24 protein-coding genes are annotated in these 25,591 nt (G+C 61.4%); 10 read left to right on the forward strand and 14 right to left on the reverse strand.

Going from position 1 to position 25,591, the window contains the following annotated elements; translation table 11 throughout:
• Positions 1 to 305: 305 nt before the first annotated feature.
• The 3 genes from HSS18214_RS0110020 to HSS18214_RS18055 are packed head-to-tail and all read left to right on the forward strand — an operon-like array spanning position 306 to position 3,353.
• A complete protein-coding gene (locus tag HSS18214_RS0110020; protein ID WP_016915167.1) occupies positions 306 to 1,610 on the forward strand; it encodes a CmpA/NrtA family ABC transporter substrate-binding protein in 1,305 nt (434 codons plus the stop codon).
• Positions 1,611 to 1,633: 23 nt separating this feature from the next.
• A complete protein-coding gene (ntrB, locus tag HSS18214_RS0110025) occupies positions 1,634 to 2,485 on the forward strand; it encodes a nitrate ABC transporter permease (protein ID WP_081194688.1) in 852 nt (283 codons plus the stop codon).
• A gap of 16 nt (positions 2,486 to 2,501) precedes the next feature.
• On the forward strand, positions 2,502 to 3,353 hold the full coding sequence (locus HSS18214_RS18055) for an ABC transporter ATP-binding protein (protein WP_016915169.1): 852 nt from the start codon (positions 2,502 to 2,504) through the stop codon (positions 3,351 to 3,353).
• Here HSS18214_RS18055 and HSS18214_RS0110035 read toward each other — a convergent pair.
• Entirely contained in the window at positions 3,350 to 4,279 is a 930-nt protein-coding gene (locus HSS18214_RS0110035; protein WP_237718607.1) for an amino acid ABC transporter substrate-binding protein, read from the reverse strand. The two genes, HSS18214_RS18055 and HSS18214_RS0110035, sit on opposite strands and share 4 nt — an antisense overlap.
• Complete coding sequence (locus HSS18214_RS0110040) at positions 4,269 to 5,711, reverse strand: GGDEF domain-containing protein (protein ID WP_156808505.1); 1,443 nt, start codon at positions 5,709 to 5,711, stop codon at positions 4,269 to 4,271. Before HSS18214_RS0110040 ends, HSS18214_RS0110035 begins: the two co-directional genes overlap by 11 nt.
• Before the next feature lie 282 nt (positions 5,712 to 5,993).
• Here HSS18214_RS0110040 and codB point away from each other — a divergent pair, with 282 nt between their 5' ends.
• Positions 5,994 to 7,259, forward strand: coding sequence for a cytosine permease (gene codB, locus HSS18214_RS0110045; protein ID WP_016915172.1), 1,266 nt, complete (start codon positions 5,994 to 5,996; stop codon positions 7,257 to 7,259).
• 14 nt (positions 7,260 to 7,273) lie between these two features.
• The gene (gene codA, locus HSS18214_RS0110050; protein ID WP_016915173.1) at positions 7,274 to 8,527 is read left to right on the forward strand and encodes a cytosine deaminase; all 1,254 of its coding nucleotides are present in this window, start codon (positions 7,274 to 7,276) and stop codon (positions 8,525 to 8,527) included.
• A gap of 44 nt (positions 8,528 to 8,571) precedes the next feature.
• Here codA and HSS18214_RS0110055 read toward each other — a convergent pair whose 3' ends face one another.
• Complete coding sequence (locus HSS18214_RS0110055) at positions 8,572 to 9,021, reverse strand: GNAT family N-acetyltransferase (RefSeq protein WP_016915174.1); 450 nt, start codon at positions 9,019 to 9,021, stop codon at positions 8,572 to 8,574.
• Positions 9,022 to 9,166: 145 nt separating this feature from the next.
• Here HSS18214_RS0110055 and pcsA point away from each other — a divergent pair, with 145 nt between their 5' ends.
• Both pcsA and HSS18214_RS0110065 read left to right on the forward strand, forming a co-directional pair.
• Entirely contained in the window at positions 9,167 to 9,883 is a 717-nt protein-coding gene (gene pcsA / locus HSS18214_RS0110060; RefSeq protein ID WP_016915175.1) for a phosphatidylcholine synthase, read from the forward strand.
• Positions 9,884 to 9,910: 27 nt separating this feature from the next.
• Entirely contained in the window at positions 9,911 to 10,513 is a 603-nt protein-coding gene (locus tag HSS18214_RS0110065; protein WP_016915176.1) for a DNA-3-methyladenine glycosylase I, read from the forward strand.
• Between the two features lie 9 nt (positions 10,514 to 10,522).
• Here HSS18214_RS0110065 and HSS18214_RS0110070 read toward each other — a convergent pair whose 3' ends face one another.
• Positions 10,523 to 10,732: a hypothetical protein gene (locus HSS18214_RS0110070; RefSeq protein WP_016915177.1), complete on the reverse strand. Its 210-nt coding sequence runs from the start codon at positions 10,730 to 10,732 to the stop codon at positions 10,523 to 10,525.
• A 114-nt stretch (positions 10,733 to 10,846) separates the two neighbouring features.
• Here HSS18214_RS0110070 and HSS18214_RS0110075 point away from each other — a divergent pair, with 114 nt between their 5' ends.
• Positions 10,847 to 11,722 (forward strand): PhzF family phenazine biosynthesis protein, encoded by an 876-nt coding sequence (locus tag HSS18214_RS0110075; RefSeq protein WP_016915178.1) that lies wholly within the window; start codon positions 10,847 to 10,849, stop codon positions 11,720 to 11,722.
• Positions 11,723 to 11,874: 152 nt separating this feature from the next.
• Here the strand turns inward: HSS18214_RS0110075 and HSS18214_RS0110080 are convergent, their stop codons facing one another.
• From HSS18214_RS0110080 to aptA, 3 genes are all read right to left on the reverse strand, one after another.
• The gene (locus HSS18214_RS0110080; RefSeq protein ID WP_016915179.1) at positions 11,875 to 12,495 is read right to left on the reverse strand and encodes a TetR/AcrR family transcriptional regulator; all 621 of its coding nucleotides are present in this window, start codon (positions 12,493 to 12,495) and stop codon (positions 11,875 to 11,877) included.
• Between the two features lie 111 nt (positions 12,496 to 12,606).
• Entirely contained in the window at positions 12,607 to 14,103 is a 1,497-nt protein-coding gene (locus tag HSS18214_RS0110085) for a CoA-acylating methylmalonate-semialdehyde dehydrogenase (protein WP_016915180.1), read from the reverse strand.
• Between the two features lie 30 nt (positions 14,104 to 14,133).
• On the reverse strand, positions 14,134 to 15,414 hold the full coding sequence (aptA, locus tag HSS18214_RS0110090) for an omega-aminotransferase AptA (protein ID WP_229800801.1): 1,281 nt from the start codon (positions 15,412 to 15,414) through the stop codon (positions 14,134 to 14,136).
• A gap of 302 nt (positions 15,415 to 15,716) precedes the next feature.
• Between aptA and HSS18214_RS0110095 the strand changes: the two genes are divergently transcribed.
• Complete coding sequence (locus HSS18214_RS0110095) at positions 15,717 to 16,994, forward strand: Zn-dependent hydrolase (protein WP_016915182.1); 1,278 nt, start codon at positions 15,717 to 15,719, stop codon at positions 16,992 to 16,994.
• Positions 16,995 to 17,036: 42 nt separating this feature from the next.
• Here HSS18214_RS0110095 and HSS18214_RS0110100 read toward each other — a convergent pair whose 3' ends face one another.
• The 7 genes from HSS18214_RS0110100 to frdA form a co-directional block, all read right to left on the reverse strand.
• Complete coding sequence (locus HSS18214_RS0110100; protein WP_016915183.1) at positions 17,037 to 18,431, reverse strand: AMP-binding protein; 1,395 nt, start codon at positions 18,429 to 18,431, stop codon at positions 17,037 to 17,039.
• Positions 18,428 to 19,399 (reverse strand): o-succinylbenzoate synthase, encoded by a 972-nt coding sequence (gene menC, locus HSS18214_RS0110105; protein WP_016915184.1) that lies wholly within the window; start codon positions 19,397 to 19,399, stop codon positions 18,428 to 18,430. Before menC ends, HSS18214_RS0110100 begins: the two co-directional genes overlap by 4 nt.
• Positions 19,399 to 20,259, reverse strand: coding sequence for a 1,4-dihydroxy-2-naphthoyl-CoA synthase (gene menB, locus HSS18214_RS0110110; RefSeq protein WP_016915185.1), 861 nt, complete (start codon positions 20,257 to 20,259; stop codon positions 19,399 to 19,401). Before menB ends, menC begins: the two co-directional genes overlap by 1 nt.
• A 64-nt stretch (positions 20,260 to 20,323) precedes the next feature.
• Positions 20,324 to 20,719, reverse strand: a complete 396-nt coding sequence (gene frdD / locus HSS18214_RS0110115) for a fumarate reductase subunit FrdD (RefSeq protein ID WP_016915186.1) — start codon at positions 20,717 to 20,719, stop codon at positions 20,324 to 20,326.
• The gene (locus HSS18214_RS0110120; protein WP_016915187.1) at positions 20,716 to 21,117 is read right to left on the reverse strand and encodes a fumarate reductase subunit C; all 402 of its coding nucleotides are present in this window, start codon (positions 21,115 to 21,117) and stop codon (positions 20,716 to 20,718) included. Before HSS18214_RS0110120 ends, frdD begins: the two co-directional genes overlap by 4 nt.
• A gap of 180 nt (positions 21,118 to 21,297) precedes the next feature.
• Entirely contained in the window at positions 21,298 to 22,032 is a 735-nt protein-coding gene (locus HSS18214_RS0110125; RefSeq protein ID WP_016915188.1) for a succinate dehydrogenase/fumarate reductase iron-sulfur subunit, read from the reverse strand.
• Positions 22,029 to 23,816 (reverse strand): fumarate reductase (quinol) flavoprotein subunit, encoded by a 1,788-nt coding sequence (gene frdA / locus HSS18214_RS0110130; RefSeq protein ID WP_016915189.1) that lies wholly within the window; start codon positions 23,814 to 23,816, stop codon positions 22,029 to 22,031. Before frdA ends, HSS18214_RS0110125 begins: the two co-directional genes overlap by 4 nt.
• A 305-nt stretch (positions 23,817 to 24,121) precedes the next feature.
• Here frdA and HSS18214_RS0110135 point away from each other — a divergent pair, with 305 nt between their 5' ends.
• Positions 24,122 to 25,591: an anion permease gene (locus HSS18214_RS0110135; RefSeq protein ID WP_016915190.1), complete on the forward strand. Its 1,470-nt coding sequence runs from the start codon at positions 24,122 to 24,124 to the stop codon at positions 25,589 to 25,591.

Below are 25,591 nucleotides of genomic sequence, written 5' to 3' on the forward strand. Positions count from 1 at the left end.
TGCTTCTTTTTCGTGCAGCTTCACCAAAACTGCACCATTCCCACGCTGCACCGCACCATCACTTCCCCCTTTAAGCACAAGATGCTCCTTTCATACTTCTGACTAACTTTTTGAAAAGCTGATGTTTCGCAAAAACGACTAAGCCATTTGGCATGTTAGCTGCACAAGACAAGGGGATAGCAAACTGGGCCAACGTGGGCCTGGCGATAAAAAAGACGATCAACAGACAACGGCGTCTGCAACAGCTCCTCAACGGGGGCTGATTGCAGGCGCCGTTTTTGTCTCCAAAGGGCAGGAACCGTGTCATGCGTAAAAAAATCTCTTCGTCCCACTCACCGGAACGTCGTCACTTTCTCAAAAGCTCCGCCGCCGTGGTGGGAGGCTCTGCCGTGCTCAGCAGCCTGCCCATGAGTTGGGCTTTTGCCAACGGCGCTTTGGAAACCACGTCGGCCAAGCTCGGTTTCATTGCGCTGACGGATGCAGCGCCGCTGTTCGTGGCCGATGAAAAAGGATTTTTTGCCAAGCACGGCATGACCGATGTGGAGGTCCTCAAGCAGTCTTCCTGGGGTACCACCCGAGACAATCTGGTGCTGGGTTCCCAGCGTAACGGGATCGATGGCGCGCACATCCTGACGCCCATGCCTTACCTGATCGCCAGCGGTGCCATGACCCCCAACAACATTCCCGTGCCGATGAGCATTCTGGCGCGCCTCAATCTCAACGGGCAGTGCATCTCGGTGGGCGATGAGTACGCCGACCTCAAGGTCGCGCTGGATACCCGTGAGTTTGCCCAGGCTCTGGCGGAAAAGCGCAGCGGAGGCAGCGAAGTCAGCGCTGCCATGACCTTCCCCGGCGGCACGCACGACATGTGGATTCGCTACTGGATGGCCGCCGGGGGCATCGACCCCAACCGCGATATTTCCACCATTACCATCCCGCCGGCCCAGATGGTGGCCAATATGCGGGTGGGCAGTATGGACACCTTCTGCGTGTGCGAGCCCTGGAACCAGCAGTTGATCAACCAGGGCATCGGCTACACCGCCAACACCACCGGCGAGCTGTGGAACGACCACCCGGAAAAAGCCTTCGCCATGCGCAGCGACTACGTCGAAGCCCACCCCAACGCCACCAAAGCGCTGCTGATGGCCATCATGGAAGCGCAAATGTGGTGCGAAGACCCGGCAAACCACGAGGAGATGGCCCAGATCTGCTCACGCCGCCGCTGGATTCATGCGCCTTATGCCGACCTCATCGACCGTATTCAGGGCAACTTCGATTACGGCACCGGGCGCGTCGTGGAAAACCATCCGCACATGATGCGCTACTGGGACAAGCACGCCTCCTACCCCTTCAAGAGCCACGACCTGTGGTTCCTGACCGAGAACAAGCGCTGGGGCTACTTGCCGCAGGACTTCGACAGCGCGGCCCTGATCGAGCAGGTCAACCGCGAAGACCTGTGGCGAGAAGCCGCTCACGCCCTTGGCGTGGCCTCGGCAGACATTCCGGACTCCACCTCTCGCGGCGTCGAAACGCTGTTCGACGGCAAGGTCTTCGACCCGGAAAACCCGCAAGCCTACCTCGATAGCCTGGAGATCAAGGCGCTGGCCTGAGCCAGGCAGCCTGGGAGAACCTCATGACGACTTCATCAAGAGCCAATACGCTGTCTACCTCCATGCCAGGCGTGCACCCTGTGCTGCTACGCCTGCGCGACACCCTGGTCAAGAACGTGCTGCCGCCGGTGGTCGTGATGGCCATTCTGATCGGCCTGTGGGAAGCGCTGTGCTCCTATCCTGGCGCGGCGCTGCCGCCGCCCTCGCAGGTGCTCAACGATACCTGGGAGCTGATCATTCATCCCTTCTACGACTACGGCGGCAACGACAAGGGCATGGGCTGGCAGATTCTGGCCAGCCTGGAACGCGTGGCCTATGGCTACCTGTTGGCAGTGGTGGTAGGCATCAGCCTGGGCGTGCTGGTGGGCCAATCGACCTGGGCCTTGCGTGGCCTCGACCCCGTGTTTCAGGTGCTGCGCACCGTGCCTCCGCTGGCCTGGCTGCCGATTTCACTGGCCGGGTTTCAGGACAGCACCCCTTCGGCCATTTTCGTGATCTTCATCACCGCCATCTGGCCCATCATCATCAACACTTCGGTGGGGGTGCGTAATATCCCCGAGGATTACCGCAACGTGGCCCGAGTGATTCGCCTCAACGGCATGGAGTATTTCACCCGCATCATGCTGCCCGCCGCCGCACCCTATATCTTTTCGGGCCTGCGCATTGGGGTAGGGCTTTCCTGGCTGGCCATCGTGGCCGCCGAGATGCTGATTGGCGGCGTGGGCATCGGCTTTTTCATCTGGGACGCCTGGAATGCCTCCATGCTCAGCGACATCGTGCTGGCACTCATCTATGTGGGCATCGTGGGCTTCATTCTTGACCGCATCGTGGCCTTCATCGGCCAGTGCGTGACCCGTGGCACCACCCAAAGCTAACCCAGGAGATTGGATCATGGCTTCACACTATTTAAGCGTCGAGCAGGTGGACATGACCTTTGCCACCAAAGGTGCCACTACCAACGTGCTCAAGGAGATCGACCTGGGCGTCGCCAAAGGTGAGTACATCTCGATCATTGGCCATTCGGGCTGCGGCAAGTCGACCCTGCTCAACATCATCGCCGGACTCACCTCCTCGACCTCTGGCGCGGTCATCCTGGATGGCAAGGAGGTCAATGCACCAGGCCCCGACCGTAGCGTGGTCTTCCAAAACCACTCGTTACTGCCTTGGCTCACGGTGTACGAGAACGTGGCGCTGGCGGTGAACAAGACCTTTGCCCGCCGCAAGACCAAGGCCGAACGCCACGCCTGGATTCTCAAGAACCTGGACATGGTCGGTATGTCCCATGCCCTCGACAAACGCCCGTCGGAGATTTCCGGCGGCATGAAGCAGCGGGTAGGGATCGCCCGCGCTTTGGCCATGGAGCCCAAGGTACTGCTGCTGGATGAGCCGTTTGGCGCCCTGGATGCGCTGACACGCGCCCACCTGCAAGAAGAGGTGATGCGCATTCAGGACGAGCTGGGGAATACCGTCATCATGATCACCCACGATGTGGATGAGGCCGTGCTGCTGTCTGATCGTATCGTCATGCTGACCAACGGCCCCTCGGCGCGCATTGGTGAAATTCTCGATATCGACCTGCCGCGCCCCCGCAACCGTATCACGCTGGCCGACGACCCTCGTTACAACCGCTACCGCCAGGAAGTGCTGCGCTTCCTGTACGAAAAGCAGCGCAAGGTAGAGCACTTGGCCGAACGGCGTGAGAAAGCCCCCAGTACTGCCACGGCTAAAAAAGCCCGCGCCTAGTTTCTTAAAATAGCCTGAGGGGTGGCCTGGGGATTGGAAAAGTGGTTTTTCAGCGTTTCGCTCAGCGGCACGTTCAGGGTAATCCCCTTGCCGGGCAACGGCTGCAGGAACCACCGCTCGTAAAGCGCCAGCATCTCATCGCTTTGATAGATCTGGCGCAGCGCCTGGTTGACCTGCTCGACAAAGGCGTCATCGCCTCGGCGCATCAGCAGCCCCAACGGCTCCTCCGCCGTCACCGCCTCTTCCGACAGGCGATAGGCGCCGGGGTTGCCGGTTTCTGCCATCATCGTGCTCAGCAGAATGTCATCCATGGCAAATGCCGCCACCCGCTCATGGGTGACCAGGTCAAAAGCCTCCTGAAGCGTTTCCACCGGCACTACCGACAGGTTCAAACGCTGCTCGCGGTTGGCCAGATTGATCTGCCCCACGTTCACCGTTCCGCGCGCCACACTGACGCTGCGCCCCGCCAGATCCTGCAGCGTGGCAAACCCATGTTTGGCCAGCGCAACATAGCGCACGGAGACGAAAAAGTGGCTCAGCGAAAAATCCGCACTACGGCGGCGCTCTGCCGTATTCGTACTGGCATTGCATTCGATATCGATCACACCGCTATTCAATAATTGAACCCGGTTACCCGGGGTACGGAAGACGTATTCGATCTCCAGGCGGGGAAGTGCCAGTTGCTGCTGTAAATGCTCCGCCACCCGCTGACACAGCTCGATGGAATACCCCACCACGCGGCCCTGATCATCCGCATAGGAAAAAGGGGCCGTATCGCCATAGCCAACTCGCAGCGTGCCGGTTTCCCTGAGGCGTTCCAGGGTATCGATGTTGATCGCGGCCACCGGCTCTATGGCGTTGGCCATGCCCACCGCCAGCAGCCCACTCACTAGAGCGGCACTCCACGCACTTCCGCTAGACACCATGACCTGCTCCCATGGTCATGCCGCTACTGAACACCTGATAACGCCCTCGCCCCATGGCCTTGGCGGCGTAGAGCGCCACGTCGGCACTGCGCAACAGGGTATGGCTGCTTTCGCCATCCCGTGGGGCCAAGGCAATCCCGATGCTGACACCGATCTGGACGCGCTCTCCCTGCAGGTCAAAGGGTTCGCGCAGCGCAGCGACCAGCCGCCCTGCCCGCACACTGGCTTCGTCCAGCGCATGGTGGTGAACAGGCTGGAGAATCGCGAACTCATCGCCCCCCAGGCGCGCCACCAGCTCGCGTTCGGCCAACAGCTGCTGCACCCGTCGACTGGCCTGGACCAGCAGCTCATCCCCGGCGGCATGCCCTAACGTATCGTTGACGGCCTTGAAGCGATCCAGATCAAAAATCATCACATTGAAGCGCTCACCGCTCGGCAGCTGCGCGACGGCATCCCGCAAGGCATCGTTGAACTGAACACGATTAGGCAGCTTGGTCAGCGCATCGTGGTGCGCCAGGTGCTGGAACTTGAGCGCCTCCTCCTTGACCTCCAGCAGCAGCTCACGCTCGACGACTTTTTTGCGTAACGCTTCGATGGCTTGAGCCATACAGCCAATTTCATCCTGGCGCTGCGTGTAGGGCGTTGCCTGCTCGGTTCGGTTATGGGAAATATGCGTCAGCGCCTTGATCAGACGCGGTACGGGCTTGAACAGCCGATGCATCAACAGGCTCAACAGCAAGGCCGTGGCCAACAGCACGATGCCCAGCGAGGCGACAACCTTCAGCAAAAACTCACGATGCCCGTGATACAGCGTCGCCTTCGTGCCAATGGAGGCGACCGACACCCCCCATAGCTCCCCTTGGGAAGACACGATGGGCAGCGCACTGATGAAGTGCTCCTCATGGCCAAGCCATGCAAAACCCACGTACGGCTCGTTACCGGACGCGGCCAGCGATAGCTCCGGGACTTGAGGCAGTGTGAGCGAGACGTCTTCACCGTGATGGGCATCGGCGACCATGCTGAAGCGGCCATCCGGTAAGCGGGAAAACAGCCAGACGTTGTGGCGCGTTTGCGCACTCGCCAGCGCCAACACATCCACGGGACTGAAACCGGTACTGAGCACCGAGTCTTCATCCCCAAGGGCCTGTTCCGACACCAGGTGCGTCACTTGACCCGAGGGGTCGGTGCGTACCGCCACGTTCGTGTAGATGCGCCGAATCGTAGCGCTCACGATTTGGGCATTCACCAGCGCTTCCCGAGCCCACTGTTCGCGTGCACTGCGCTCCACAATGGTCAAGCCCAGCAAGGCGCCCATGGAATAGGCAAACACCACGCCCAACACCATGAAGGCCGCCACTTTGCCGACCAGGGTGCGATACCAGGGCAGCCCAGCGGCTGGCAACGGTGGTTCTTGCGAACTGGATGGTTCCATATTGGCCGACTCCCCCTCAGCCACGTCTTGCCACATCGCCCCATTGCTGATCATCGATCCTGTCAATGGCATGTTAGCGCCACGCCATGCAGAGCGTTCGTTACCTTGTTGTGCGCGTGCGCGCTCGTTATTCATGTCTTCTTTTCGCAAACTACCATTAAAGACGCGCACGAGTGGCTAAAAATTTAAACGTTTCTTGTTACCTGACCACGCCTGATTGGCATGCGGCTTGCTGCATCTTTCTTGACCATGACACGCGACGACGTATCGAAGGGGAAAAAGATGCACCATTCAGACTACCCACTTAGCGAAGTACCCCTCCAGGCTCGGAAAGGGCTACTCTCTACCTCAGCGGTACTGCTTGGCTTTACCTTTTTCACCGCCACCATGTGGGCGGGTGGCTCCCTGGGCCAAGCCTTCCCGATTGGCCAGCTACTGTGGATTATCGTGGCAGGCAACCTGCTACTGGGTATCTACGCAGCAACGCTGGCTTATATCGCCTGCCAGAGCGGCCTGAATGCCGTCCTGATGGGACGGTTCTGCTTCGGCGAAAAAGGCAGCAAACTCTCTGACATTATCCTCGGCTTCACCCAGATTGGCTGGTACGCTTGGGGAACCGCCACGATAGCTCTGGTGCTGGTACGCACCACGGGGATGCCTGAATGGCTGGAAATCCCCTTGATGGTGCTGTTTGGCTTTGGATTCTGCGTGACCGCCATGATCGGCTATCGAGGCATGGACTGGCTGTCGCGCTTCGCCGTACCCGCCATGATGCTCTTCATCCTGGTCAGCCTGTTCACCGGGCTGGTCGATGTGCGCGGCTTTGCAGGATTAAGTCAGCAAACGCCAACGGAAAGTATGAGTGTCGCAGCAGCGATCACCGTGATTATCGGTACCTTCATCAGCGGTGGCACCCAGGCGACCAACTGGAGTCGCTTTGCCAGGACGCCGAAAGTTGCGGTGATCGCAACGCTGGCCGCTTTTTTCATTGGCAATGGATTGATGGTGCTGACCGGTGCCTTGGGCACGATGATTTACCAGCAGGCAGATATCGTCGATGTTCTCATTGCCCAAGGTTTTCTCTCCCTCGCGGTATTGATGCTGTTCCTGAACATATGGACGACCCAGGACAACACGATTTACAACTTCGCCGTGGCGGGATGCAACTTGCTGCGCACCGAAAAGCGCCGCTTGGTCACCGTCAGCGGCGCCGCCATTGGTACCGTGCTGGCGGTAGGTGGCATGTACAACCTGCTCATTCCATTTCTGGTGCTGCTCGGCACGTTTATCCCTCCCATGGGCGGGGTGATCATGGCTGATTTTTGGCTCAGGCACCGAGGCCGCTACCCTGCTTTGGCCTCTGCGCAGCTACCCGATTTCAATCGGCGCGGCCTCGCCGCCTATGCCATTGGTGCCGGGGCTGCCTATTTTTCTCCGTTACTACCGCCGCTGGTGGGTGTCGCAGTCGCGGCAGGCAGCTACGCCGTGCTGCTACGTCTGAAGCACGCTACGCTGGGTGATAGCTTCCCATCGACGGCCAAACAATAAGTGAGCACCTGTTTATGAACATGCAGATCATCAATGCCCGCCTTCGCCAGCGCCCTGGGCTTTATCGGCTGGATATCGAGAACGGTGTCTTCACCGCAATCACCGCTCAGGATGCGCCGCAAACGGCAGGCGAAGGCCAGAGGGATGCGGGCGGCAAACTGCTGTGTGCGCCGTTTATCGAGCCGCACATCCACCTGGATGCGGCCCTGACCGCTGGCGAGCCTCACTGGAACCAGAGCGGCACGCTGTTCGAAGGCATCGAACGCTGGGGAGAGCGTAAGCCGTTGCTTGACGAGGCGGACATTCGGGAGCGCGTACTGAAGACCCTCAACCTGTTGATCGGCAACGGCGTGCAGTTCGTGCGCACCCATGCCGACACCAGCGACCCCAGCCTGGTAGGCCTGAAAACCCTTTGCACACTGCGAGACGAGCTGAAGGACAAAATCGACATTCAGGTGGTGGCATTTCCACAGGATGGCCTGCTTTCATACCCCGGCGGCGACAAGCTCATGGAAGAGGCGCTGGAGTTCGGCGCCGATGTGGTAGGCGGCATTCCTCACTTCGAGTACACGCGAGAGTTGGGCGTGGCATCCATGAAGCGCGTCATCGAACTGGCCATCAAGTACGACCGCCTGGTGGATGTACACTGTGACGAAATCGACGACCCCAACTCGCGGTTTCTCGAAGTGCTCGCCTGTGAGGCACTGTTTCATGAGCTGGGCAGCCGCGTGACCGCCAGCCACACCACGGCGATGCACTCCTACGACAACGCCTACTGCTCGAAGCTGTTTCTGCTGCTCAAGCGCTCGGGCATCAACTTCATTTCCTGCCCCACCGAGAGCATCCACCTGCAAGGGCGCTTCGACACCTACCCCAAACGGCGCGGCGTAACACGCGTCAAGGAACTCAACGAAGCCGGTATCAACGTCTGTTTTGCCGAAGACTCCATCTTCGACCCCTGGTACTCGCTGGGCAACGGCAAACTGCTGCGAACGCTGGATTTTGGCCTGCATATCTGCCAGATGATGGGCTATCAGGACTTCAGCCAGGCGCTGTCGCTGATCACCGACAACAGCGCCCGCACGCTCAACATCGAGGCACGTTACGGTATCGAGGTGGGCAAACCCGCCAGCTTCAACCTGCTGGATGGAGAAGACGACTACAGCGTGCTACGCAACCAGGGTGACGTACTGCTCTCCGTCCGCCACGGTGACATCATCATGCAGCGGGAGCCCGCACGCATCGTGACGCCACCGTGGCTTGGTTAGGGCTTGCGGCAAAAACCATCCACTAAATGGCCGTGTAAAAACGTTTATTTTATGTCGAGCAAATAGCCATAAAACGCCGTATTGCGCTGCCAGCCCAGTGATTCATATAAACGCTGGGCCCGCTCATTCTCTACCTGCGTCATTAGTATCAAACGCGCGACACCATGCTCACGGGCAAGTTGAGTAGCGGCTTCCATCAGCGTACGCCCGGTCCCTTTCTCACGGCACTGCGGCAGCACGAAGAGGTCGTTCAACGTCCAGCGAGCATTTAAACCTACTGTGGAAACCCCCGGGTAGAGCTGCACGAAGCCAGTCAAGGAGCCCTCCTGCCCCTCGCTCACCAAAATACGAGAGTCTGCCTGCCCAAAGCGCTGACGCAGAAAATCAAGCGCTGCTTGAATATCACTTGGCTGTTGATAAAACTGCCGATATTCGTCTAATAAAAGGGAAAGCGCTTCCAAGTCCTGGATGGTCGCTAGGCGAACAGTGGTCATATCGATTACCTCAACGCGTGGTTATAAAGGGAGCGGGGCATATTCTCTGGGGGCAATCTTGTAGTAGTGTAGCGTTCTTTATACGCTCATTTATAAACCTGATAGAAAGGGAACGGCCGTTCCCCATGGGGTCAAGGTGGCTCAATTGCTCTCTTCACACACAGAATCGCGCGCCTCGGTCTACAAGGCCTGGAGCGTGCATGTCTTCACTGCCAGCGGTGTCTTGCTGGGCACCATGGCGCTGTTGGCGCTGATCGATAACAACCCCGTGGCCTGCCTGCTGTGGCTAGGCGCCGCCATGATGGTAGACGGCCTGGACGGCACCCTGGCGCGCAAGTATGAAGTGAAGACCATTCTGCCCCACTTCGATGGCTCCACGCTGGATATGGTGATCGACTATCTCACTTGGGCATTCATCCCGGCGCTGTTCATCTACTTTTTCGTCGAGCTGCCCACCCACTTCGAACTGCTCTCGGTCTTCATCATCCTGCTCTCCTCCATGTTCTGCTTTTGCAACGTGAACATGAAAAGCCAGGACAACTACTTTGTCGGTTTTCCTGCTGCCTGGAACATCATCGCCGCCTACTTCTATATTCTTGATTTTCCGCCGTTTGTCACCTTCGCGATCATTCTGCTCATGGCAGCCCTCACCGTCACCCGCATGAAGTTTCTGCACCCTTTCCGGGTACGGCAATTCATGCCGCTGAACATCACGGTCACGCTGGTGTGGTGTGTCTGCACGACTTCGCTGATTCTCTCGAACCCCACCCATGCCGCTTGGGCCTTATGGGGTTGGGTGCTGACATCGGTCTACTTCACCGGCATGTGCCTGTGGCGCACCGCTCGGGAATGGTTTGCCTGATCCTCTAACCACCACGGTACACGACGGATGACGAACGGCTTTATCGCCCCGGATGGGCAACCCCGCTGCCAGTGGTGCGCAGGAGCGCCGGAATTCCTGCCGTACCACGACCAGGAGTGGGGGTTTCCGGTCGATAACGACCAGCGCCTGTTCGAAAAACTGTGCCTGGAAAGCTTTCAGTCGGGGCTCAGCTGGCGCACGATCCTCAATAAGCGCGACAACTTTCGCGCCGCTTTTCACCACTTCGATTTTCATCAGGTAGCTCACTTTGGCGAACAGGACGTGGAGCGCTTACTGCAAGACGCGGGCATCATTCGTCATCGTGGAAAAATCGAAGCCACCATCAATAACGCCCAGCGCGCCCAGGAGATGGTCGAGCAGGAAGGGTCGCTGGCGGCGTTCTTCTGGCGCTATGAGCCCAGCGACACCGTGGCCCCCCAATCGCAGACCACCTCGCCAGAATCCATCGCCATGGCGAAGGAGCTGAAAAAACGCGGCTGGAAATTCTTCGGCCCCACCACGGCGTTCGCCTTTATGCAGGCCATGGGGCTGCTCAACGACCACTCGCTCCACTGCATCACACGCGAACAGGTGGAGCAGGCGCGCAAGCAGTTTCAGCGCCCGGGCTGATCGATTGATTTAGATAGACGACGCCGTGGCATGGTGGCGCGCCTCTTCCACCATCTCTGTCGCTATATTCCCGACGGTGCGCACCGCTTCTTCGATGGCGGGGGTGAGCGTAAACGCATAGTTCAGCCGCAGGCACTGGCGAAACTTGCCGGAGGCGGAGAACAGCGAGCCCGGCGCCACGTGGATGGCATGCTGCGCCAGACGCTGATTGAGCTTCACGCAATCCACCACGGCGGGTAACGCTACTCGAGGATATTGGTATCACCCGCGCCCAGGCAGCCCAAGAAGGCCATAAAGCGTTCTGGAAACATACGTCCCTTGAGGAGACTCCCCATGAAAAGCGCTGACTACTACCTGCTGGACGTCTTTACCGAGCAGCCATTTACCGGCAACCCGCTCGCGGTTTTTCTGGCGTCCGATGAACTGGACACCTCCACCATGCAGGCCTTGGCCAATGAATTGAATCTGGCAGAAACGGTTTTTTTGAGCGCCGCCACACAACCGAACCACTATCCAATGCGGATTTTCACGCCGACGAGAGAACTCCCGTTTGCAGGCCACCCGACGGTAGGTACCGCACACTTGCTGGCAGCATTGGAACTCGCCAACCCCGCGCACCCCCTGGTGCTTCACCCGCCCATTGGTGCGCTGACGGTTCGCTACGAAAACGGCCAGGCCATGTTCACGACGTCGCAACCAGCCCTACTGGCCGCCAGTACGATCGACCGGCTGACGGCCGTTGAGCTGCTGGGGCTCGATATCCATCAGGTAATAGGCGACCCCGTCATGGCCTCCCTGGGGCTGCCCTTTCATTTGATCGAGCTGGCCGATGTGAAGGCGCTGGAGAGCGTCCACATTTCATCGGCGCTTTGGGCCAGTGCGGTGATGACCAGTGAGGCCCCCCAAGTTTATCTTTACGTCATCGAACAACACGAGGCCACCCGCACGGTGGTTCGTAGCCGCATGTTCTGCATGCATGCCAGCCTTTGCGAAGACCCCGCAACCGGCAGTGCCGCCGCCGCCCTGACCCACTATCTGGCATCGCTCACCAGCGACGCACTGCATTGCACGATTCATCAGGGCATTGAAATGGGTCGTCCCAGCGTCATCGAAACGGCTGCTAATGGCCATCTCGAAGCTGGGCATGTGCAAGTGGGAGGGCACGCCGTTCTGGTGGGCAAGGGAACCATGACGCTCAATGCCCATTAGGGGGAGGTTTGTCGGCAGGTTGAGCCAGCAGCTCATTGCCCTATACGCTTCAACGACGCTGTCGCAGGCAACCGAGCAAACCATCACTGCGTGAGCACTACAAACAATGTTGGGATCACGAAACATCACACCCGAACATCGTGACGCACTCCTCAAGCCGTCAACCCAATCCCTCTCAAAATCACCGAGGTCACCGACTGCACGGCTTTTTCGAACTGCAGGTCGTCCAGCGGTTTGTCGTCATTGAGCAGGTAAATCTGGTAATCGAAGTCGGCGTAGTGCTGGGTGGAGGCCCAGATCATGTAGAGCAGGTACGAAGGCTCGACAGGGTTGATTTGGCCGGAGTCGATCCACTCGCGAATTTTCGACTCTTTCAACTTGGCCCATTCATAGAGGTTGTCGCGCAGCCGCTCCTTGAGAATCGGGGCGCCCTGCATCACTTCGGCCGCCCATATCTTGGAACCGTGGGCGCGGTAGCGAGAATGATTCATTTTGGCGCGAATGTAGGTGGAGAGAACCACCCGTGGGTCGTCGTACAGCTCGAAGCAGAGCGCGTCCTGCTTCCACACCTCCAGCAGCGCCAGCAGCACCTCCTGGTAGAGCGCCTTCTTGGTCGAGAAATAGTAGTGCACGTTGGACTTTGGCAGGTCGGCCAACTGGGCAATGTCGCCCATGGAGGCACCGGCGTAGCCTTTTTCGGCAAACAGCTGCTCCGCCGCTTGAAGGATTTTCTTGACGTTGGTTTGCCGTATTTCGTCCTGTGTTCTTGCCACGCTGATGTCCCTTTGCAACCGTCCGCTCACAATACGCACCAAAAACTGCACCACCGCCCCACGAGGAGGCAGGCGGTGGTGCAGAGAAGATGGCGTAGTTAGCGCATCGCGTCAACGCTGGTTGGTGGGAAACGAGAACTCCGCCCGGGTGGCTTCGCTGACGGAGGGCCAGCGTTGGGAAACCGCTTTTCGGCGCGTGTAGAAGCGCACCGAGTCTGGGCCGTAGGCGTGGAGGTCGCCAAACAGCGAGCGCTTCCAGCCGCCAAAGCTGTGGTAGGCCACCGGCACGGGCAGCGGTACGTTCACCCCCACCATGCCCACTTCGATACCGTCGGTGAAGCGGCGGGCGGCTTCGCCATCGCGAGTGAACAGGCAGGTGCCGTTGCCGTATTCGTGGTCGTTGATCAGCTGCATGGCGTCGTCCAGGCTGCCGACCCGCACCACACAGAGTACCGGCCCGAAGATCTCTTCCTGATAAATGCGCATCTCCGCAGTGACGTGATCGAACAGACAGCCACCGACGAAATAGCCCTCTTCATGGCCAGCCACGCTCAGGCCGCGCCCATCCGCCACGAGCGAAGCGCCAGCGTTAACGCCGTCTTCGATAAACCCAAGCACTTTATCGCGATGTTCGGCGGTGACCAGCGGGCCCATGTCCAAGCCTTTATCGGTACCGGGGCCCACCTTCAACTGAGCGATCTTGGGCAGCATGGTGTCGACCAGACGGTCGGCGGTTTCATCACCCACGCACACCGCCACCGAAATCGCCATGCAGCGCTCGCCGCAGCTGCCGTAGGCGGCGCCCATCAGCGTGTTGGCGGCGTTTTCCAGGTCGGCGTCCGGCAGAATCACTGCGTGGTTTTTCGCGCCACCCAGCGCCTGAACGCGCTTACCTGCCGCCGAGCCACGGGAGTAGATCGCCTCTGCCACGGGGGTAGAGCCCACGAACGAAATGGCTTTTACGGCCTTGGCATCCAGCAAGGTTTCTACCGCTTCGCGACCGCCATGCACTACGTTCACCACGCCTTTGGGCAGCCCGGCCTCCTGCAACAACTCGGCCACGGCCATGGCGGCCGACGGGTCTTTTTCGGAGGGCTTGAGGATAAAGGTATTACCGCAGGCAATCGCCATGGGGTACATCCACAGCGGCACCATAGCGGGGAAGTTGAACGGCGTAATGCCCGCCACCACGCCCAGCGGCTGGAAGTTGGACCAGGCATCGATTCCCGGCCCCACGTTGTGGGAGTACTCGCCTTTCAGCAGCTCCGGCACGCCACAGGCGTATTCGACGTTTTCAATGCCACGTTTCAACTCGCCCATGGCGTCTTCCACCGTCTTGCCATGCTCTTCGCTGACCAGCTGCACCAGGCGGTCGGCGTGCTCTTCCAGCAGCTGCTTGAAGCGGTACATGACCTGGGCACGCTTGGCGGGCGGCGTATCACGCCAGGCAGGAAACGCCGCCTGAGCCGCAGCAATGGCTCGCTCCACATCCGCCGCGCTGGCATCCGCCACTTGGCGAACCACCTTGCCCGTGGAAGGGTTGGTCACATCCAGCGTACGCTGGGTTTCCACCAGCTCACCATTAATCAGGTGGGAAACAACACTCATCATGAAACTCCGAAACAGGGTGGGCCAAGGTTATGCCAGGGAATCCAGGGTACTGGCGACGGCATCGAACAAACGCTCAAGCTCGGCTTCCGTGGTGCCAAAGGGAGGGCCGAACTGCAGGGTGTCGCCGCCGTAGCGCACGTAAAAACCGGCTTCCCACAACGCCATATGGGCATCGCGGGGGCGAATCGTCGGGTCGCCGTTACGCGGCGCAAGCTGCAGGGCACCGGCCAGGCCGTAGTTGCGAATATCGACGATATGTTGACGGCCTTTCAGGGCGTGCAGCTTCTGCTCGAACACCGGGGCAATCGCACTGACCTGCGCGGGGAAGTCCTCACGCTCGAACAGTTCCAGCGCCGCCAGGCCAGCGGCACAGGCCACGGGGTGAGCGCTGTAGGTGTAACCATGGGGAAACTCGATGGCATGCTGCGGGCCACCGGCGTGCATGAAGGTGTCGAAAATCTCCCGGGAGGCAATCACGGCCCCCATGGGCACCGCCCCATTGGTGATCTGCTTGGCCACGTTCATGATGTCCGGCGTGACGCCAAACGCTTCGGCACCGGTGGTCGCCCCACTGCGGCCAAAGGCGGTAATGACTTCATCGAAAATCAGCAGAATATCGTGGGCGGTGCAGATTTCCCGCAGCCGGTTCAAGTAGCCCTTGGGCGGCACGATCACCCCCGCCGAGCCTGACATGGGTTCCACGATCACGGCGGCAATGGTCGACGCATCGTGCAAGGCAATTTGATCCAGCAACGCATCGGCCAGCTCAGCACCGGTTTCCGCCTGGCCACGGGTGTAGGCATGGCCCGCTTGCAGCGTATGGGGCAGGTGCGTCACGTCCATCAACTGGCCGTAGTGCTTACGGTTACCGCCAATGCCCCCCAGGCTGGTGCCGCCGATATTCACCCCGTGGTAGCCCTTGGCGCGGCCAATCATGCGGGTTTTTTCCGGCTTGCCCTTCAACCGCCAATACGCCTTGGCCATCTTGACCGAGGTATCGGCGGCTTCTGAACCGGAGTTGGTGAAAAACACGTGATCCAGCCCAGCAGGCGTGAGGCTGGCGACCTTCTCTGCCAGCTTGAACGCCAACGGGTGGGCCATCTGAAAGCCGGGGGCAAAATCCAGCGTGCCCAACTGCGCCGCTACCGCTTTTTGAATCTCTTCACGGTTATGGCCCGCCCCGCAGGTCCACAGGCCAGAGAGCGAATCGAACAGTTTGCGCCCCTGGTCATCGATGTAATAACGCCCTTCGGCGCCCGCAATCATGCGCGGGTTGGCACGAAAGTCCCGGTTGGCACTAAAGGGCATCCAATAGTGCTGATTCAGCGGCGCGGACGCCTCCCCATCACGGGATGCGTGCTCGGCGGTCTGCGTGGCGGATGGTCGTTGTACGTCCAACATGGTGTTCGTCTCCTCATGTCCGGCTGCCTGGCAATATGGCATGCAGCCAGCATGCGCCACTCGACACGTATGTAAAATTACGCTTTTCTTTTGTTCACGTTAGAGAATAGATACGTAACATCGCCGCATTTAACTCTACGCTGGCAGTTAATGAATAAACGACAGGACGCTCGCCAGCCTTACCTGTGCTCATTCAACAAGGATTTCCCATGAACTCATTGACTGACCCCAGCACTACACAGCGCCATTTACAGACCGACAGCGACCGCCTTTGGGCGTCGCTCATGGAGATGGCCAAACTAGGGGCCACGCCCAAGGGCGGCGTGAACCGTCAGGCGTTGACCGACCTGGAGCGCCAGGGCCGCGACCTGTTTATTCAGTGGTGCCGTGCCGAGGGCTGCACGATCCGCATTGATAATATCGGCAATATCTTTGCCCGTCGGGAAGGCAGCGACCCCAGTGCCAAAACAGTCATGGCGGGCAGCCACCTGGATACCCAACCCACCGGTGGCAAATACGACGGCTGCTTCGGTGTCATGTCGGGTCTTGAAGTCATTCGTACGCTCAACCAGCACAACATCACCACGCGCTCGTCCATCGAAGTGGTCGCCTGGACGAACGAAGAGGGCTGCCGCTTTCCTCCCTGCATGATGGGCTCTGGCGTCTTTACCGGCGAACTGGCGTTCGATGCCATGATGGCGCGCACCGACGCCGAAGGCATCACGGTGAGTGACGCGCTGGATGCCATTCACTATCGCGGTCAGGATGAGGTGTCGCCGGACGAGATCAAGGCGTATTTCGAGCCTCATATCGAACAAGGCCCCATTCTCGAAGATACCGATACCACCATTGGCGTGGTCATCGGCGGGCTTGGGCAGAAGTGGTTCGACTTGACCCTGACCGGGCTCGAAGCCCATGCAGGGCCCACGCCCATGAACCTGCGCCGGGATGCCATGATGGGCGCGGCAGAAGTCACCCAGGCACTCAACCGGATTGCCCATGAGCATCAACCCCACGGGCGCGGCACGGTGGGCTGCATGACGCTGCACCCGGGCTCGCGCAACGTGATTCCCGGCCAGGTCAAGATGACCCTGGACATGCGCCACTGGGAACCCGAGGCCCTCATTGCCATGGGGCAAGCCGTGGCCAGCGCCGTGGAAGAGATCTGCCAACGTCACGGGCTGGAGTACGAACTGACCCCGACGGCCGATTTTGCCCCTGAGCATTTCGATCAGGCATGCGTGAACAGCGTACGCCAGGCCGCTGAAAAGCTGCAGCTATCGCACATGGATATCATCAGCGGCGCAGGCCACGACGCGATGTTCATTGGCCGTGTTGCCCCCGCCGCGATGATCTTCATTCCCTGCAAGGATGGCATCAGCCATAACGAGATCGAAAGCGCCACGCCCGAGCACGTCCACGCAGGCTGTAACGTGCTGCTGCACGCCATGCTGGAAGCGGCAGAGGTGCATGACAGAGGTGCATGACAGAGCTGCATGACATTGAGTCGTGAAGCGTGGGCAGTGTGGCTAAACGTCAGCCAACTGCCTGCGTGCCAACTCGGCGAACTGTTTGCGCGAGGGTTTGAGCGCCACCTGCGGCGGCCAGGGTAGCCAGGCATCGGGGACCATGAAGCCCGGCAGCGCCTCGCGCACCCAGGCGGCCAGGGCCTCGGGGCAGAGCGGATCGGTTTGCGGTTCGATGAAGGCCACCGGGCGCTCGCCCCACTCCGGGTGGGGCACGGCCACCACCAGCGCCTGGGCCACGCCCGGGTAGTCGACCAGCCGCTGCTCGATGCTTTCCGGCTGTATGTTTTCACCGCCGGAAATGAACACGTTGTCGAGCCGCCCTTCGACGACGAGCGCCTGCTGGTCGTTGAAGTAGCCTCGGTCACGGGTGGCGAACCAGCCCTCGTCGTTGACGGCGGGGTCCAGTGCGCCGTCGGCCAGATAGCCGCTGAACAGCGTGTCGCCCTTGACCTGAATTTCGCCGTCCACCACCCGCACCTGACGCCCCGGCAAGGGCTGCCCTACCACGCCAGGGGCGGTGGGCAAGCCGGTACACACCTGGCTGGCCATTTCCGACAGCCCATAGCTGACCTTGGGCGTCAGCCCCAGGCGCTGCAAGCGTTCGACCAGCGGCGCGGGAATGGCCGCGCCCCCCAGCAGCAGCTCGCGAAGCTGGGTATGTCGAGGGTCGAAGCCTTCCCTCAGTAGCCGCCAAAGCTGCGTCGGCACCAATGAAAGGTGGGTGATAGGCTGCTGCATCAGGCGCTCGGCCAGCGGGCGAGTCGTATCGTCCAGCACCAGCCGCCCCCCGGCCAGAAAAACCCGAAACGCAATGGCATAGCCCCCCACATGAAACAGCGGCAGCGAAAGCAGCCAGCCGCTATCCGGGCCCACAGGAATCAGCGACGCCGAACCCCGCGCCGAGGCCAGATGATTCCCCACCCGGTGCAACACCGCCTTGGGCGGGCCACTGGAGCCAGAGGTGAGGATGGTGTTGCTGCGCTGGCTCGCGTACAAGACCGGTGGCTCACCGGGGTCGGCCTCCGCACGGTAGTCGAGGGAGATCGGCGGCAGCTCGGAAGAGTAGGCAAAGTCGCTCTCCGGCTGGCACACCCGGGTGACCTGCACCCGCCGCGCCAGCGCCTGCTGCTGAGCCACAGGAAACGCCGGGTTCAGCGGGCAGAACACCACCCCTGCCCTAAGGCAGGCCCAAGCCAGCAACACGCCCTGCAACGACCCTCGGGTGGGCACCAAAAGGGGCATGCCCCGTACCAGGCCCTGCCTGGCCAACTGCTGGGCCAGGGATGCCACGCGCCGGTTCAACGTGCGATAGCTCAGGCGCACCGCGCCCGCCTCCACCGCGATATGCTCCGGCGCCTGTTGGGCCCAGTAGTGAATGGGGCATGTCTCGGTCACGGGGAAAGCTCCTTGCAGTCGTCGCCAGCGGCGGCGTGGTAGAGGCAGTGCAGCCGCGCGTGCCGCAACTTACCGGCTGGCGAGAGAAGTGATTCGCTGAACGCCTGGGCGGTATCCAGCCCCGCAGGCTCCTCGGGAGCCCACTGCCGGGCCAGGCAACTCAACTGCCCCAACCCCCACTGAGATTCGAAACTGGATGAGATCACCACCCGCAAGCGGTGGGCCCTGGCGCGCTGAACCAACGTCTGGCAGGCCGCGAACCCGCCAATCAGCGTCGGCTTGATGACCAGCGCGGCCAGCCGGGGGTGCGGCGCCCAAACGGTGCCGCGCTGCAGAGTTTCATCCAGGGCGATGTCGATGCCCGTGGCGTCCGCCACGGCGATGCTGTCGGCCAGCGTAGCACAGGGCTCCTCCAGGTAATCGACTTGGGCAGGCGAGAGCTGCTGGCAAAAGCGCAGTGCCTGCTCACGCTGCCAGCCACCGTTGGCATCGAGGATCAGCCGCGTGTTGGGTAGCCATCTGGCGAGGCTTGTGATCAAGGCCAGCTCCGCGTCGCTCGGGTAGCGGGCCACCTTCAGTTTGATGCGCTCTGGTGGAGCGGCCTGCCATTGGGCCGCGCGCTCGGGCAGTGCATTTATCAGCGCTTGCGGGGTGCCCTGCAGCAATGGGTAAGGCGGCCGAAGGTCAGGCAGGGAAGCGGGCCAGCGGTGCCGCGCACAGTCGAAACCAAACTGTACTGAAGGTAACGTTGGCGTGGCTGTCTCACCGCGCTCTATAGCCGCCAGGCAGGCCAGGCTCTCGGCGGCGGCGTCAGCGAGGCTCTCACGGGAGAAGCCCGGCAGCGGGGCCATCTCGCCCCACTGGCCGTTGATCGTGACTAACAGCCCTTCTCTGCTCGCCAGCCGCTGGCCTTTGAACGTCAGCGGCTGGCGAAACGGTAGCGAGTAGCGGTAAAGCGCCAGCGCCATCAGGGGTTGCGCGGATAGCGCGAGAAGTCCGGGCGGCGCTTTTCATTGAAGGCGTTGCGCCCTTCCTGCCCCTCGTCGGTCATGTAGAAGAGCATGGTGGCATTGCCCGCCAGCTCCTGCAGCCCGGCCTGGCCGTCGCAGTCGGCGTTCAGCGCCGCTTTCAGGCAGCGCAGCGCCATGGGGCTATGCTGCAGCATTTCACGGCACCAGCGCACGCTCTCTCGCTCCAGCTCGGCCACCGGCACCACGTGGTTCACCAGCCCCATCTCCAACGCCTGGGCGGCGCTGTACTGTCGGCACAGGAACCATATTTCACGGGCTTTTTTCTGGCCGACGATTCTCGCCATGTAGGCAGCCCCGTAGCCCCCGTCAAACGACCCCACCTTGGGGCCCGTTTGCCCGAAAACGGCGTTATCGGCGGCGATGGTCAGGTCGCACATCATGTGCAGCACGTGGCCACCGCCAATGGCGTAGCCTGCCACCATGGCAATAATCGGCTTGGGGCAGGTACGAATGTCACGCTGGAAATCCAGCACGTTGAGGTGATGGGTGCCCGCCTCATCGCGGTAGCCGCCGTAGTCGCCACGAATGCGCTGGTCGCCCCCGGAGCAGAAGGCCTGTTCGCCCGCCCCGGTCAGCAGAATCGCGCCGATGGCGCTGTCGTGGCGCGCGCGGCCCAGGGCATGGATCATCTCGCTCACCGTTTGCGGGCGAAACGCATTGCGCACCTCAGGGCGGTTGATGGTGATCCGGGCAATGCCCTCCTCAGCGGTGTGATAGAGGATGTCCTGGTACTCCTGCGAGGCGTCCTGCCACGCGATAGGGGCATACAGCGCCTGTTCCGTGAGTCCTTCGATCATGCTGACCTCGTGCTTTATCAGGGGTGTGCGTTCTTTTTGGTAAGGCGGTGTTCGCGGGCGGGCCTCAGCGCAGCCAGCCCACGACCACCAGAGCCAGCGCCAACAGGCTCAGCAAGGCTGCCAGGCCGTACATCAGCCATTTGTTGCGGGTGTCCTGGCCAAGGCTCAGGTCGAATAGGCCATGGCGCAGCCGGTGGGCGGCATGAAACAGCGGCAAGCACACGGCGGCGCCGATGAACAGCACACCGGGCAGGCTGAACAGCAGGCGTGAGGCCCGCTCGTGACCAAGCGCCTCGGCGGGCAGCAGGCCCAGCGGCAGCAATAGCCCGATGAACAGAATCACCGCAGGCAAGACCACGGCAAAACAGACGCCCCCCGCACTGAACAGCCCCCACCACAAGGGTTCGTCATAGGCTTGCCGAGGCTGGCTCAGGTGTGCTTTTTGATGTGAGGTTTTCATGCGCCGCCCCTCCCCAAGAGCCAGAACAACACGACCGCCACTGCCACGACCCCCGCCCACTGGCCAGCAACGATGGCGCCAGCGGGCACGCTGCGCCCCGCCACGCGTAGCGGCATGACCCGAGGAAACAGCACGAAGAAGGTGGCCGCGTGATAGAGACTGGCCACCAGCGCCAGCGCATTCAGCAGTAGCACCAGCGGCGAGCCCATGAAGGCCACCCAGCCCTGCCAGCTCGCCGGGCCCTGCAACAGCGCGAACACCCCTGCCAACAGGCAGAGAATGAAAAACACCAGCGGCACCACCGTGGCTTCGCGCAGCATATAGCGCTTGAAGAAACCGTGCTTCAGCCACCAGTTGCGCTTCAAGGGCGGCAGCCGTTGTGATGATGATTTTTCCATATCCAATCTCCTACACCTTTTCTAACTGAGCTATCTCAGTTAGTGACGGATATCCGATACCGTTGAGCGGGGCAGGTTGTAGCGAGGGTCTTTCGCCAAGGATGGCGAAAGTAGCGCCCATGGATGGGTTCACAGCGCCCTCGCGGAAACCTGCCGCACGGCAACGCGGCTTGGTTACCCCTACCCCTTGAACAGCGCGATCAGCGTATGTTTGGCGGCCTCGACCTTGCCCTGGTTGACCGCAGCGGCCGGGTCGACGTGCTTGGGGCACACCTGCGAGCAGAAGCCCACGAAGGTACAGCTCCAGACGCCATCATGGCGGTTGAGCTGCGCCATGCGCTGGCGTTTGCCTTGGTCCCGGCTGTCCAGGTTGTAACGGTGTGCCAGGGTCAGCGCCGCAGGCCCCAGAAACTCCGGGTTCAAGCCAAACTGCGGGCACGCCGAATAGCACAGGCCACAGTTGATGCAGTTGGCAAACTGCCGATAGCGCGCCAGCTGTTCAGGCGTTTGTGTGTGGGGCTGCGCCTGGCCGGGGTCGAAGGTTTGCACCGGGTCCTGTTCGATCAGGTAGGGCTTCACCGCCGCCAGGTGCTCCAGGAACAGCGCCATGTCCACAACCAGATCCCGCTGCACGGGGAAGTGCGCCAGCGGTTCGATACGAATCTCGCCAGGGTAGTCGCGCAGGAAGGTTTTACAGCCCAGCTTGGGAATGCCGTTGACCATGACGCCACAGGAGCCACAAATCGCCATTCGGCAAGACCAGCGGTAGCTCAGCGTGCTGTCCTGCTGCTCCTTGATATGGTTCAACGCGTCGAGAAGCGAGGTGCTCTCCTCCACCGCAACGTCGTAGGTTTGCCAGTAGGGTTCCGCTGCGCTGTCGGGCAGGTAACGCTTGATGCTGATGTGCTTGTTCATGCCTTGCCTCCCTTGGCCGCATCCCCGTAAACCCGCGCGGCCGGGGCCGAAAAGCGGGTATCCACCGCCTGCCAGCGCAACTCGGCGGGCGCATCACCCTGGTAAAACACCTGGCTATGCTTGAGATAGCCAACATCGTCACGGGCCTGCAGGCCCTCGTCCAGGCGCTGGTGGGCACCCCGGGATTCGCGGCGCTCCAAGGCGGCCAGGCACGACGCCTCGGCGATCTCCAGCCCATAGCCAAACTCCAGACACTCCAGCAGCTCGGTATTGAATATCTTGCTGGTGTCACTGACCCGCACTTGGGCATAGCGCTGGCGCAGCTGGCGAAGGGTGTCCAACGCCTGCTGCATGCCTGCTTCGGTGCGGTAAATGCCGCAGCCGCTCTCCATGGCCTGCACCATGGCGTGCTTGAGCGTCACCCAGGATTCAACGCTGCCCTGGCCATCGCAGAGCGTGACCAGCCGCGCCTGCTGCCGCTGGGCCTGCGCCTGCAAGACCGGCAGCGCCACCCAGTCGGTGCGGGCAGCCCGCAGGCTGGCCTGCTCCCCGGCCAAACGGCCAAAAACCAGCAGCTCGGTCAGCGAGTTGGAGCCCAGCCGGTTGGCCCCATGCAGGCCTACCGAGGCACACTCCCCGGCGGCGTACAGCCCCGCGATGGTGGTTTCGCACTGGGGATCGGTTTCGATGCCGCCCATGGTGTAGTGCACCGCAGGCCGAATCGGGATCGGCTCCTTGACGGGGTCGACGTTGATATAGGATTTGGCCAGCTCGCAGATGAACGGCAGACGCTCATGCAGATAGTCGGCGCCCAGGTGGCGAAGGTCGAGATAGACCACGTCGCTGTCGCCAAACTTGCCGGTACGCCCGGCCTGCTGCTCCTGCCAGAACGCCTGGGAAAGCTTGTCCCGAGGGCCCAGCTCCATGTACTTGTTTTCCGGCTTGCCCAAGGGTGTTTCCGGCCCCAGGCCGTAGTCCTGGAGGTAGCGGTAACCCTCCTTGTTGAGCAGAATACCGCCTTCCCCCCGGCACGCTTCGGTGATCAGGATGCCCGAGCCGGGCAGGCCGGTGGGGTGGTACTGCACGAACTCCATATCGCGCAGCGCCACGCCGTGGCGGTAGGCCATGGCCATGCCGTCGCCGGTGACGATGCCCGCATTGGTGTTAAAGCGGAACAGCCGCCCCGCCCCGCCGGTGGCCAGCACCACTGCCTTGGCACGCAACAGCAGCAGCTCACCCGTGGCGACCTGCAGAGCAATGACGCCCACCACGGCCCCTTCGTGCACGGCCAGGTCCAGAACGAAGTACTCGTCGAGGCGTTCGATCTCGGGGTATTTCAGCGAGGTCTGAAACAGCGTGTGCAGCATATGGAAGCCGGTCTTGTCGGCAGCAAACCAGGTGCGCGCGGTTTTCATGCCACCAAAGCGGCGCACCTGTATGCGGCCATCGGGCTGGCGGCTCCAGGGGCACCCCCAGCGCTCCATCTGCACCAGCTCCTGGTAGGCGTGGCGCACGAAGTAGTCCACCACGCCCTGCTCCACCAGCCAGTCGCCCCCGGAAACCGTGTCGTCGAAGTGCGCCTGAAACGAGTCCTCGTCACTGGTCACCGCGGCTGCGCCCCCCTCGGCGGCCACCGTGTGGGAACGCATGGGGTACACCTTGGACACCAGCGCAATGCGCTGCGCGTGACCGCCCTGTTTGGCCTGCTCGGCGGCCGCGATGGCGGCCCGCAGGCCCGCGCCCCCACCGCCGACGATGACGATATCCACATCCTGCTGCTGCATGGCACCCCCTTGTGCGGCTGCACTTCTCATGACGGACTTCTCATGACGGACTTCTCATGACGCAATTCTCATGACGTGATTCCGGCCTGCGCACGGCCTGCCGCCCTGCTGATGAAGCGACGTTATCACAGCCCGACCGGCCCTCGGCCTTGATCTAAAGCATGATTGATGTAGATCAAATAAACCGCGACTTGCCTTGCCTATGCTTTCCCTGACACCCGTGAAACACCACGCTGAACCTCATCTCTGCTGTGCTCACTCAGGCAAGGCGCTACGGCTTGCCGATAACTTATCGAGAGGTCGCCATGAACCTCAGCGCTTCGCTCCGCTCTCGCTGGCCGCTGCTCGCGCCACTGGCCACCACGCTGGTGATCGCCCTGCTGCCTACCCCGACCGGGCTACCACCCCATGCCTGGTACTTCTTTGCCATCTTCATGGGCTGCGTGGTCGGCCTGATTCTGGAACCCCTGCCCGGCGCGGTCATCGGGCTGGTCGGCGTTACCCTGGTGGCGCTGCTTTCCCGCTGGGTGCTGTTCTCCCCGGAGCAGCTGGCCAACGACGGCTTCAACGCCGCCAACCAGGCCTTCGCCTGGGCGGTTTCGGGGTTCACCAACGCTACCGTCTGGCTGATTTTCGGTGCATTCATGTTTGCCCTGGGGTATGAAAAGACCGGGCTGGGGCGGAGGATCTCGCTGTGGCTGGTGCACGCCATGGGCAAGCGCACGCTGACCCTGGGCTACGCGGTGATGATCGCCGATGGCATTCTGGCCCCTTTTACGCCCTCCAATACGGCGCGCAGCGCAGGCACCATCTATCCGGTCATTCGTAACCTGCCGCCGCTGTACGACTCGCACCCCAACGACCCCAGCATGAAGCGCATGGGCAGCTTCCTGATGTGGACCGCCATTGCGGCCACCTGCGTGACCAGCTCGATGTTTCTCACCGCCCTGGCGCCGAACCTGCTGGCCATCGCGCTCACTGAAAGCGCCACGGGCATCCATATCAGTTGGGGGCAGTGGTTCGTGGCGGTGGTGCCGGTAGGGGTCCTTCTGCTGCTGTTGGTGCCGCTGCTGTGCTACTGGCTGTGCGCCCCGGAGGTAAAGGCCGGGCATGAAATCTCCGACTGGGCGAAAGGGGAACTGCAGAACCTGGGCCCGCTGACCCGCCACGAAATCGTGCTGGTCATCATGGTGGTCACCGCGCTGCTGCTATGGATCTTCGCTGGCGACCGGGTATCGGCGTCGCTGGTGGGGCTGGTAGTCATCTGCGGCATGCTGCTGACCGGCATGGTGAGCTGGAACGACATTCTCGACAACCGCGCCGCCTGGAACACCTTCGTGTGGTTTGCCACCCTGGTGGCTCTGGCGGGCGGCTTGAGCCAGGTGGGCTTCGTGGGCTGGTTCGGTAACGTGGTGGGTGGGCAGATCAGCCACTTCGACCCGCTGCTGGCCATGGTCGCCCTGGTGGTCATCTTCTACGTTCTGCACTACTTCTTCGCCAGCATCACCGCCCACGTAACTGCCCTACTGCCGGTCATGCTGGCGGCAGCTTCAGGCATTGCGGGGCTGGACATGCAGCTGTTCGTTCTGCTGTTGCTGCCCACCTTGGGTTTCATGGGCATCCTGACCCCTTATGGCACCGGCCCCAGCCCGGTGTATTACGGCAGCGGCTACTTGCCCAGCGCGCTGTACTGGCGCCTGGGGGCCATCTTCGGGCTGCTGTTCCTGGTGGCCTGGCTGGCCATTGGCCTGCCCTGGCTACTGCTGATTCAGTGA

The organism is Vreelandella stevensii S18214, from assembly GCF_000275725.1.
GTDB lineage: Bacteria > Pseudomonadota > Gammaproteobacteria > Pseudomonadales > Halomonadaceae > Vreelandella > Vreelandella stevensii.